The organism is Lachnoanaerobaculum sp. Marseille-Q4761 (assembly GCF_017565785.1).
Classification (GTDB): Bacteria; Bacillota; Clostridia; order Lachnospirales; family Lachnospiraceae; genus Lachnoanaerobaculum.
This window is the reverse complement of record NZ_JAGEKB010000003.1, coordinates 389,436-401,781: the sequence shown is the minus strand read 5'-3', so window position 1 is coordinate 401,781 and position 12,346 is coordinate 389,436. Positions and strand designations below refer to the sequence as shown.

Here is a 12,346-nt window from a genome sequence, read left to right as displayed (position 1 = left end):
AGTCTATGGGGGAGAAATGCAAGAACGGGACTTAAAACTAAATTACTTACATGGAGCAGCTGTAATGCTTGTTATCTATGATATGATCGCGGTGAATTTGTCATATCTTGTAGGACTGTGGCTGCGGTTTGACCTACAGTTTTCACGTATTGAGACTAATTATATTACGGCATGGGCAAAATTTGTTCCGATATATACTCTTATATCATTGGCTACATTTATTGTATTCAAATTATATAAAAGTATATGGCAGTTTGCCGGTTACACTGAATTAAAGCATGTGCTGTATACAAGTATTATCACAGGAATATTGCATACAATATTGATTACATTATTGATTGAGAGAATGCCGATTTCATACTATTTACTTGGTGCAATAGTGCAGTTTTTGGCAATTATCGGAAGTCGCTTTTCTTATCGCTTTGTACTTTTACTTCGTTCAGACAGGGAAAATGAAAGAAAGTTAAAGGGTGATATTTCCAGAGTAATGATAGTTGGCGCAGGAAGCGCAGGAAGATTACTTTTAAGAGATATTAAAAGAACAAAAGATTGTGACGATATAGTCGTTTGTTTTATAGATGACAATAATTTAAAATGGGGAAAGACTGTAGATAATATACCTGTAGCCGGTGGAAGAGAAAGTATTCTTGATACTGTAAAGCGCTATAGAATAGATAAAATCTATGTGGCAATACCGGGAAGTACATCGGAGGAGCTCAGTAAAATACTTAATATTTGCAAGGAGGCGGACTGTGTATTAAAGAATTTACCGGGAATGTGCCAACTTGCCAATGGAAAAGTGGAAGTAAAGGATCTAAAGGATGTAAATATTGAAGATTTGCTTGGAAGAGAGCCGATAAAAGTTGATTTGGATGAAATATTTAACTATTTAAACGGAAAAACCATAATGGTAACAGGCGGAGGTGGTTCCATAGGCAGTGAGTTATGTAGACAAATTGCGGCACATTCACCAAAGCAGCTTATAATCTTTGATATATACGAGAACAATGCCTATGAAATAGAGCAGGAACTTTTGATGGATTATCCGGAACTGAATCTTGAGACAATAATAGGTTCGGTCAGAGATTTAAAAAAGCTTGAGCAGGTGTTTAGCACATATAAGCCTGATGTTGTATATCATGCTGCGGCACATAAGCATGTACCTCTTATGGAAGACAGTCCATGCGAGGCTATAAAAAATAATGTAATGGGTACATATAATACCGCACTTGCCGCACTTCACTACGGTTGCAAACGCTTTGTACTGATTTCTACCGATAAGGCTGTAAACCCGACAAATGTTATGGGTGCAAGTAAAAGAATGTGTGAGATGATTATACAGACCTTTGCAAGAAAGGTGCAGGCTAAAAAAACATCAGATCTTAGACCTATTAATGTCCAAAGAAATAACAGAATTATTGAAATGGATGATTACTGCTATACCACTGTTAAAAATCCTGAGACCGAGTTTGCAGCTGTAAGGTTTGGAAATGTACTTGGAAGTAACGGCTCGGTTATACCTAAGTTTAAAAAACAGATACAGGCAGGCGGACCGGTGACTGTTACACATCCTGATATTATCAGATATTTTATGACTATATCAGAGGCGGTATCCTTGGTATTACAGGCAGGAAACTACGCAAAGGGCGGTGAAATATTTGTCCTTGATATGGGAACTCCGGTAAAGATAGATACTATGGCAAGAAATCTTATAAAGCTATCAGGTCTTCGTCCCGATATAGATATTAAGGTGGAGTATTCAGGTCTTCGTCCGGGTGAGAAACTCTTTGAGGAAAGACTTATGTCGGAGGAGGGACTTGAGACCACTCCTAATAAACTTATAAGTATAGGAAAGCCGCTTGACTTTAATGAGGACAAGTTCTTAAGACAGCTTAAGTTATTAGCTGTATATATGGGAGATAATAATGGAAATATTCGTGAACATATAAAGCAGATAGTAACGACATATCATACAGCTCATGTTGAAAGTATAAATAGTGAATTGTTTGATAATAAAAATGAAATTGCAGACGGATTACATCATGAAGACTTACCACAGGCGGCAAATTGATTTTATCAACTCAAAAAGCTTACAGGAGCAGTCTTGTAAGCTTTTTTAACTTTATAGATTTAATATGTTGTAAATCTAAGTAATCCTTAAAATGAGGTGAAAATGTTTAATACAGATAAGATATATGAAAAAAATGATAAGCATGTGTGGTTAAGCAGTCCGACTATGCATGGAGATGAGCTTGAATATATAAAAGAAGCATATATGAGCAATTGGATGTCCACAGTCGGAAAAAATATTGATGAAGTTGAAAAACATATTTCAGAATATATAGGTACAAAGTATGCCATAGCTCTGGCATCAGGAACAGCATCACTTCATCTGGCAATAAAGATGGCAGCAATAAAAGCATACGGAATGCCGGGCTCCGGGATAGTAAGCTTAAAGGGTAAGAAGGTATTTTGTTCAGATATGACATTTTCGGCTACAGTTAATCCAGTGCTTTATGAGGGTGGAGAGCCGGTATTTATAGATACCGAATATGATACATGGAATATGGATCCGAAGGCTTTGGAAAAAGCATTTGAGATATATCCTGATGTGAAGATAGTGGTACTTGTACATCTTTACGGAACTCCGGCAAAAATAGATGAAATAAATACTATTGTAAAAAAGTATAATGCAATACTGATAGAGGATGCCGCCGAGTCAATGGGGGCAACATATAGAGGAAGTCAAACAGGAACATTTGGAGATTATAATATTTTATCATTCAATGGAAATAAAATAATCACGGGAAGCAGCGGAGGCTGTCTTTTGACAGATGATGAGGAGGCGGCAAAGAAGGCAAGAAAATGGTCCACACAATCAAGAGAGGCAGCTCCATGGTATCAGCATGAGGAGATTGGCTATAATTATCGCATGAGTAATGTGATTGCAGGTGTGGTAAGAGGTCAGCTCCCGTATCTTAATGAACATATAGCCAAGAAAAGGAAAATATATGAAAGATATCAGGAAGGGCTTAAAGGTCTACCTGTATCTATGAATCCTTTTGATAAAGAAAAATCAAATCCTAATTTCTGGTTATCCTGTTTAATTGTAGATAAGGCTGCAATGTGCAAGCAGGTAAGAAGCGAGAGTGATAATTGCTATATCAAAGAAAAGGGAAAAAGCTGTCCGACAGAGATACTGGAAGCGATATCTTTAATAAATGCGGAAGGTCGCCCGATATGGAAGCCAATGCATAATCAGCCTATTTACAGAATGAATCCTTTTATCACATCTGACGGAAATGGCAGAGCCAAAACAAATGCCTATATATCCGGTGAGGCAACAGATGTGGGTATGGATATATTTGACAGAGGGCTGTGCCTGCCAAGCGATAATAAGATGACGGCAGAAGAACAGGACAGGGTAATAAAAGTAATAAGGGATTGTTTTGAGTAGAAAATGGGAGCAAACAGTGGTGAATAAAAGAAACAGAATGGGAGTTTTAGCTACAGTATCTATCATATTAGTAGCAATTATTTTATATATTATAAAAAAAACAGAAAAAAAGACAACCTACAAAGCCTATATTATCGAATCAATTAAAGTTAGAAAAAGAGGGTTGTATGAGAAGTACATAAAAAGAGGAATTGATATTATTTGCTCTATAGCGGCAATCGTATTTTTTAGTCCTGTTTATATATTAGTGGCAATTTTAGTTAGAATGAAATTAGGAAGTCCAATTTTGTTTACACAAGATCGCCCGGGTATTATTGGTGAAGATGGAAAAGAATCTATTTTTAGAATATATAAATTCCGCACCATGACGGATGAAAAAGATGAAAAAGGAGAACTTTTACCGGATAAAGATCGTTTGAATTCATTTGGTAAGTGGCTTAGAAGTACAAGTTTAGATGAACTTCCTGAAGTATTTAATATTTTAAATGGGACACTTTCCATTTGTGGTCCACGTCCACAACTGGTTAGAGATGTTACATTTATGACAAAGGAACAACGCATGCGTCATACTGCAAAACCGGGATTGACAGGATTGGCACAGGTAAATGGAAGAAATGCAATAAAATGGGAAGAAAAATTGGATTGGGATTTAAAATATATTAAAAATATTTCTTTTTTAGATGATTTACATATTATTTTAAAGACTATAAAAACTGCTATTATTAATAATGAAGGCATTACAGATGGAAATATGGCAACAGCAGAAGACCTTGGAGATTATTTACTTAAAAATGGTAAAGTGAGTGAAGAGGAATATAATAAGAACCAATCTAAAGCAGAAAAGATTTTAAATAAAGAAAGTATTCTTGAAGAAATCGGTAAAATAGATTCTCGCAATCATGTCCCGTTTTCTGTAATTATATCAGTATATAAAAATGATAACGCTGTGTTTTTTAGTAGAGCACTCGATAGTATTACAGAAAGTCAAACAATTATTCCAAATGAAATTGTGTTGGTTGTTGATGGACCTATAAGTAAAGAGATAGAGGATGTTATTAGTGAATATACAAAAAAATATGGGATATTTAAAGTTATCAGACTGAAAAAAAATGTTGGATTGGGAAAGGCATTAAAGCTTGCAATTGAAAATTCAACTTATGAGTTAATTGCCAGAATGGATAGTGATGACGTTTCAGTACCTACACGTTTTGAAGAGCAATTAGCATATTTTGAATTGAAACCTGAAACAGATGTTTTAGGTGGAGATATTACAGAATTTATTGGTGAAGAACATAATATTGTAGGGAAGAGAGCCGTTCCATTATCTAATGACTGTATTAGAGAATTTATGAAAGAAAGATGTGGAATGAACCACGTCTCTGTTATGTACAAAAAGGAAGCTGTAAAGCAAGCGGGAGGCTACCTGGATTTATTTTGGAATGAAGACTACTACTTATGGATAAGAATGTGGATGAAGAATGCAGTATTTGCTAATACCGGAAGTGTACTTGTTAATGTTCGTGTCGGAACGGATATGTATAAACGACGTGGAGGTTCTAAGTATTTTAAAAGTGAGAAAAAAATTCAGGATTATATGCTGAAATATGGAATGATTTCATATCCACTATATATTAAAAATATAGCAAAGAGATTGGTAATTCAAAAGTTAATGCCAAGCAATATAAGGGGATTTATATTTAGGAAACTGGCGAGGGAAAAGGTATTATGAAGTATGTAGAGGGATTAGTTAGTGTTGTTATGCCTACATACAAAAGGTCAGAAAAATTAATTAGGGCAATAGATAGTGTGCTGAATCAGACTTATAGTCATTTGGAATTATTATTAGTTAATGATAACGATCCATTTGATGAGTATACACAGGAGTTGAAGATAAAATTAAATCGTTATATAAATGATGATAGATTACACCTTATAATTCAAGATAAGCATATTAATGGAGCAGTGGCAAGAAACATAGGTATACGATTATCAAAGGGAGAGTATATTGCATTTTTAGATGATGATGATTGGTGGGAGTTAAATAAATTAGAGGAGCAGATAAAAATATTCAAATGTCTTGATGACAGTTGGGGGGGAGTATCTTGTAAATTCAAGTTTTACGATCAAAATGAAAGACTTATTGGAAAAACATTAAAATATAGAGATGGATATATATATAAAGATATTTTAAATCTTATGTCAGATGTAGCCACAGGAACTTTGCTTTTAAGGCATGATTATTTTGATAAAACAAGATATTTTGATGAAAAACTGTCAAGACATCAAGACCTTCAATTATTAGTTGATTTCACATCAAAGTATAAGTTGAAGGAAGTAAATCAATATTTACATTGTGTAGATGTTTCAGACACGCAAAATAGACCGGATGCTTATAAATTAGTAAAATATAAAAAAGATTTTTTCAAATCTATAAAACCGGTGATGGAATTATTAAGTAAAAGCGAAAGAAAATGTGTTATTGCAATGCATAAATACGAACTTGGATATGTGTGTATAAAAAATGGTGAAATTTATAGGGGTATAGCGTATTGTAAAGCATTATTTGGGAGCCATAAAGCTTGTGTGTTAGCATTAAAGAAAACCATTTTAAAAATTATTCAGAGCATAAAATGGTAAACTTTGATCGGTATTGTTAATGAGATTAAATCAAGAAAGATTTTAATAGAAAATATTCAAACAGATAGCTTAAATCAATATAACCAATACTGAATTTATAAAGAGGAATAAGAAGTAATGTCAGAAGAATTAGTAAGTATAGTTGTACCGATATATAATATGGGGAACACTCTTGAACGATGTGTGAATTCATTATTATATCAGTCATATTCCAATATAGAGATTTTACTGATTGACGATGGTTCGACAGATAATAGTCTTGAAATATGTAATGAGTTAAAAAAGAAAGATAGTAGAATTTTAGTATATCATACAGAGAATAGAGGGTCAGGTCCGGCACGTAATACAGGGATTGAGAATGCAAACGGTAGATATATTTATTTTCCTGATGCTGATGATAAGCTTGAAAAAGACTCTATTTCTATTTTGGTTTCGGCAATGAAAAAAGGAAGCTTTGATATGGTTGTATTTGGATATAAGAGTATAGATGTAAAGGGAAATATATACTTGGAGAAACAATATCCAAATATGATAAAAAAAGGGGAAGAAGTTCGTAAAGATTATTCGGACTATGTGCTGTCAACCAGAAAATATGGTATACAGGGAGCACCTTGGAATAAGTTTTTCGACTTAAATATTGTAAAAAAATATTCCATAAAATATCCGGGGTTGAGACGTCATCAGGATGAAGGATTTATTAGTAGTTATGTCTGTCACACAAAAGAAATTCGATTTATAAATGATGTTTTATACAGCCATTATTTAAATGATTTAAAAAAAGAATGGGATAAGTATCCTGTTGACTATGTAGATGCTGTGATAGGTTTATATAAGATACGTCAAGAAACTATTTTAGCATGGAATAATGAGGATAAAAAAACAAGGGAAATAGTAGAGCATGAATATATTTGTAATATTATCAAAGCCTTGGAATTATCATATTCACCCAAAATGAAATTTAATAGAAAAGAGAGATTAAAATGGATTAAAAAACAAATTGAAAAATCACAAATTTTAAAAGTTGTTATGCCACTATCATTAGGGCGTTATCAGAAAATATTATTTATTCTGTTAAAAAAACAATATATATTTGTTGCAATGCTAATCATGCATATAAAAATAGTGATTGAAAAAAATGGATTTTTAGAGTTTTTTAGAAAATTTCAGTGAATATTTTGTAATGTATAGTAATTATATAAGTATATTGCATTTTTAATAAAAATTATATATTTAAATTATAAATATAAACATAATATTCCGGAGGAATAGATTGATGAATATTAAAAGTAAACGATTTATGAGTTTATGGTCATATGTGTATATATTAGCTATACTTTTGATTTCACTGTTTAGCCAAGATTTCAATATTATGTTGTTTGTCCTTTACACTATCATGGCATTTCCTTTTATATATTCTATTGAGCATTATGTTGTGATAGTTTTAATGCTTTCAACAATATCATATTATTTTACAGGTGCATATGAAGGTGTTTATAGTATATACACAATACTTATGATATTGATAATTATAAGAATTCTGTTTATGCAAAAAGGTAAAATGGAATTCAATAAGAATAGCGTTGTCCTTATAGTTATATTAAGTGTAATATCCTGCTTCTCTTATTCCATATCACAATTTAATTATTTTAACGGATTGGTCAGACTATTATATTTACTATTTTTATCTTTAATACTTGGAAATACTATTAAGCTTAAAATAGATTTAATGTGTAATATATTGCCGGAAATAGCGAGTGTAATGATCAGTGGTTATATTTTTAGTGTTTTAGTTAACGGTTCTATTATAGAAGGAAGATTAACAATAGCAAATACTGTTAATACAAACACATTTGGTATGTCATGTGCGCAGTTGGGTAGTGTATTATTAACAGACTCATTCCTTAATAAAACACATAAGAAAAGCAACTTGCTTTTATGTGCAGCGGTTATTGTATTGGCATTTCTAAGCGGCTCAAGAGGGGCAGTATTGGCATTTGTATTGACTAATGTGATAATAATTATTATGTATGAGAAAATAAATGGTAGATTAATAGGAGCTATGCTTAGATTTGCAGTTTTAGGAACTATAATTCTGTCCGGTATATATTTTCTGTTTATATTATTTGGACTGGATGTAGGCAGGTTCAATGTTACAGATGTTATATCATCCGGTGGTTCACGCAGAACACTTATTTATAATTCATTAATTCCTTACATAATAAAAAATGGATATTGGAAGTTAGGATATGGTCCCGGGCATGAGTGTAGTCGTATAGTAATAATGTCATTGATAGGATGGGATTATGCACATTCTCACAATACATTTTTAGAAGCTTTTGGCGAACTTGGAATTATTGGAGTATTGACTTTATTTTTAATAATAAAAAAATCTTTGAAAAACATTTATAGTACATGCAAAACGCATAAAAGAGCATATTTATTTATAGCAATGCTTATATGTTTAATTATTAACGGTTTTGCAGAATCATATTTTTTTGATGCTATCTTATGGCTCTTATTGGCTATCAGTAGGAATAAATATAGCGATATGAAATATAATTTAAATAAGGTTTAAAAAGTTGGAGGAAAAAAGTTTGTTGGATGTATTAAAAAAGAAGTTTCCGGGTCTATACGATTACTATCAGCATATGAAACGCATGAAAGTATTAGCTAATGCCAAGAGATTAGAAAGTCTGCCGGAAGAAAAATATAATGATCTAATAGAAAAAGAATACCTGAAAGTATTTGGTAATATTTTAGATTGGAATAATTTAAGAACATATACAGAAAAAATGCAATGGGAAAAAATATATGACAAAAATCCGATAAAAACAACTTTAACAGATAAATATGCTGTAAGAGAATGGGTTGAAGGTAAAATCGGTAAAGATTATTTGATTCCATTGATAGGTGTGTGGGACTCTTTTGACAACATAGATTTTGACTTATTGCCTAAGCAATTTGTTTTAAAGACAAATCATGGAACGGGAACTAATTTAATCGTAAAAGATAAATATAAAATAAATATGCGAAGAGCAAAACGTATGTTTGATGATTGGATGAAAACCGATTATGCTTTTACAAACAGTTTACAACTACATTATAGGGATATTAAACGAAAAATAATTGCAGAAAAATATTTGGAAACAAACTTAGGAGAGCTGCAGGACTATAAATTCTTATGCTTTGACGGAAAGCCATGCTTTTGTTGGGTTGATTTAGGTAGATATTCAAAACATACCAGAACGGTATTTGACATGAACTGGAAATTACAACCATGGACTCAAGCTTCATACGGAATTGCAAATTATGATATACCAATGCCTAAGAATTTTGACATGATGATAGACATAGCAAATATATTATCAAAAGGATTTTCTCATGTCAGAGTTGACCTTTACAATATTGACGGAAAAATATATTTTGGCGAAATGACATTTACAAATGGAAGCGGTTTAGATCCTATTATCCCCAAAGAATATGACAAAGTCCTTGGAGATTATTGGAAACTCCCAAAAAATAAAGACGGAAAAACAAAAAATGATTAACAAACAAAGTATATCAAAAAATTTTTTTTTCCAATATGTTTATCAACTATTGGTACTGGTAATTCCACTGGTTTTAGCACCATATTTGTCCAGAACACTTAGAGAAACGGCACTAGGTATATTTTCTTATGCGAATTCTATAGCGGCATATTTTGTTACATTGTCTATGCTTGGAATTGCAAGACATGGACAAAGGATAATTTCTGAAAATGCAAATAATAATATAAAATTGAGAAAAGCATTTTGGAGTTTGTTTGTAGTACATATTATAGTATCTGTAATATCGATAATTCTTTATTCACTATTTGTAGTCTTTTTTATAAAAAGTGACAGGGTAGTATTTAGGATAGAGATATTATATGTGGCATCAGCGTTGTTTGATATTACATGGTTATTTTACGGTCTTGAGAATTTTAAAAGTGTCGTAATAAAAAATACATTAATAAAAATATTCGAATGTGCTTTTGTATTTATCTTTGTAAAAAGTCCAAATGATTTGGGTATTTATACATTTATAAATGCAAGTGCTATATTAATTAGTCAGGCAATTATGCTTCCACAAGCTATTAAAGCGGTAAGACCGATTAGATTTAATAAAGATGACGCTAAAGAACATATAAAACCATTACTTGTTTTCTCAATATCTGTGATTGCATCATTTATGTATACAGTATTCGATAAAACACTTTTGGGAATAATGAGTACAAAAGAGAGTGTCGCGTTTTATGAATATTCGAATAGGATTGTGAGTGTTCCTAAGACTATAATAGGGGTAACCGGAACGGTTATGTTTCCAAGAGCATGTAGATTAGCAGCCGAAGGAAATATTATCGGGCAAAGAAAGTATATTAAATATTCATATTTTATTACTTCTTTTTTAGGTATGGCAGCTTTGTTCGGTCTTATAGGAATTTCAGATGTATTTTCAATTTTATACTATGGTGATTCGTTTAGAATATGTGGCAAAATAATTGTATATATGGCACCGCTTATTTATATTGTCGGTGCGGGAGATATAATAAGAACCCAATATATGATACCTAATCATATGGATAAACAATTTAATATATGTATTATATTTAATGCAATTATTAATTTGATTCTAAGTGTGTCTTTAATTCCGTTAATAGGTGTTTTCGGCGCCGTAGTAGGTTCTGTATCTGCAGAGATATTTGGATTAATAGTACAAATAGTTCTATGTAGAAAGTTTGTTAAAATAAAAGAAATATTAAGCGAACTTATACCGTTTATTTTAATTGGGGGAGTAATGTTACTGTGTATAAGATATGTAGATAATATCAGTAGTATATCATTATTAGGACTGATATTAAAATTATTGGTAGGTTCTTTTGTATATTGTGCTTTAACAGCCATATATATATTAATATTTAGAACAGATATAAAAATCGCTATTATAAATAAAATAAACTATAAAAATAGGAGAAGCATATGAAAATAGCAATAGCAGGAACAGGATATGTAGGCTTATCAATTGCCACTTTGCTGGCGCAGAATAATGAAGTGGTGGCGGTGGATATCATTGCTGATAAGATTGATAAAATAAATAACAGAATAAGTCCTATTCAGGATGAGTATATTGAAAAGTATTTTAAGGAAAAAGAACTTAATCTGACAGCCACTTTGGATACAAAGGAGGCTTATACCGATGCGGATTTTGTTGTGGTAGCGGCTCCGACAAACTATGATACACAGAAGAATTTTTTTGATACTTCGGCTATAGAAAATGTGGTGGAATCTGTTATTAAATATAATCCTGATGCAATCATTGTGATAAAGTCCACTATACCTGTAGGATATACGGATAATATAAGAAATAAATTTCACTGTGACAATATACTTTTTTCTCCGGAATTTTTAAGGGAGTCAAAGGCATTATATGATAATCTATATCCTTCAAGAATAATTGTGGGTACAGATACTATGAATGCAAGGCTTATGAAGGCGGCGGACACTTTTGCAAATCTTTTAAAGGGTGGTGCCGTTAAAAAGGATATAGATATACTGCTTATGGGATTTGCTGAAGCTGAGGCTGTAAAGCTTTTTGCAAATACATATCTGGCACTTCGTGTATCTTATTTTAATGAGCTTGATACCTATGCGGAAATGAAAGGACTTAATACAAAGGAGATTATAAGCGGAGTCTGCCTTGATCCAAGAGTCGGAGAACATTATAATAATCCTTCCTTTGGTTATGGAGGATATTGTTTGCCAAAGGATACAAAGCAGCTTTTGGCAAATTATGAGGATGTACCTCAAAATATGATTTCGGCTATCGTGGAGTCGAATAAGACAAGAAAGGACTTTATTGCCAATAAGGTGTTGCAAAAAGCCGGATATTATAATTACGGTGACAAAGGTGCCTATGATCCGGCTATGGAAAAAGAGGTTGTAATAGGTGTATATAGACTTACAATGAAATCCAATTCCGATAATTTCAGACAATCTTCTATTCAAGGTGTTATAAAAAGAATTAAGGCAAAGGGAGCAAAGGTCATTATATATGAGCCTACACTTGATGATAACAGCACATTTTTCGGAAGCAGGATTATAAATGATATTGAAGTTTTTAAAGAAAAAAGTGATGCAATTATAGCAAACAGATATGATGAATGTTTGGATGATGTAAAAGACAGGGTATATACCAGAGACCTTTTTGGCAGGGATTAGAGAATATTATCAATAT

Annotated in this window: 9 protein-coding genes; all 9 read left to right on the top strand. The window is 32.1% G+C overall.

Annotation, left to right across the window (positions count from 1 at the left end; genetic code table 11):
- Positions 1–16 precede the first annotated feature (16 nt).
- Positions 17–2,071 carry a polysaccharide biosynthesis protein gene (locus tag J4O15_RS13010; RefSeq protein WP_208101056.1) on the top strand — a complete coding sequence of 685 codons (2,055 nt, stop codon included), beginning with the start codon at positions 17–19 and terminating at the stop codon, positions 2,069–2,071.
- Positions 2,072–2,173: 102 nt separating this feature from the next.
- On the top strand, positions 2,174–3,457 hold the full coding sequence (locus J4O15_RS13005; RefSeq protein WP_208101055.1) for a DegT/DnrJ/EryC1/StrS family aminotransferase: 1,284 nt from the start codon (positions 2,174–2,176) through the stop codon (positions 3,455–3,457).
- A complete protein-coding gene (locus J4O15_RS16190) occupies positions 3,450–5,186 on the top strand; it encodes a sugar transferase (protein ID WP_279546190.1) in 1,737 nt (578 codons plus the stop codon). The genes J4O15_RS13005 and J4O15_RS16190 overlap by 8 nt, the downstream gene beginning before the upstream one ends.
- Positions 5,183–6,094: a glycosyltransferase family 2 protein gene (locus J4O15_RS12995; RefSeq protein ID WP_208101054.1), complete on the top strand. Its 912-nt coding sequence runs from the start codon at positions 5,183–5,185 to the stop codon at positions 6,092–6,094. The genes J4O15_RS16190 and J4O15_RS12995 overlap by 4 nt, the downstream gene beginning before the upstream one ends.
- Positions 6,095–6,211: 117 nt before the next feature.
- Positions 6,212–7,264, top strand: coding sequence for a glycosyltransferase family 2 protein (locus tag J4O15_RS12990; protein WP_208101053.1), 1,053 nt, complete (start codon positions 6,212–6,214; stop codon positions 7,262–7,264).
- Between the two features lie 103 nt (positions 7,265–7,367).
- Entirely contained in the window at positions 7,368–8,669 is a 1,302-nt protein-coding gene (locus J4O15_RS12985) for an O-antigen ligase family protein (protein WP_208101052.1), read from the top strand.
- A gap of 19 nt (positions 8,670–8,688) precedes the next feature.
- Positions 8,689–9,642 carry an ATP-grasp fold amidoligase family protein gene (locus J4O15_RS12980; protein ID WP_009219036.1) on the top strand — a complete coding sequence of 318 codons (954 nt, stop codon included), beginning with the start codon at positions 8,689–8,691 and terminating at the stop codon, positions 9,640–9,642.
- Positions 9,575–11,095: an oligosaccharide flippase family protein gene (locus tag J4O15_RS12975; protein ID WP_330638827.1), complete on the top strand. Its 1,521-nt coding sequence runs from the start codon at positions 9,575–9,577 to the stop codon at positions 11,093–11,095. The genes J4O15_RS12980 and J4O15_RS12975 overlap by 68 nt, the downstream gene beginning before the upstream one ends.
- The gene (locus J4O15_RS12970; RefSeq protein ID WP_208101051.1) at positions 11,092–12,330 is read left to right on the top strand and encodes a nucleotide sugar dehydrogenase; all 1,239 of its coding nucleotides are present in this window, start codon (positions 11,092–11,094) and stop codon (positions 12,328–12,330) included. The genes J4O15_RS12975 and J4O15_RS12970 overlap by 4 nt, the downstream gene beginning before the upstream one ends.
- The last annotated feature ends 16 nt before the right edge of the window (positions 12,331–12,346 follow it).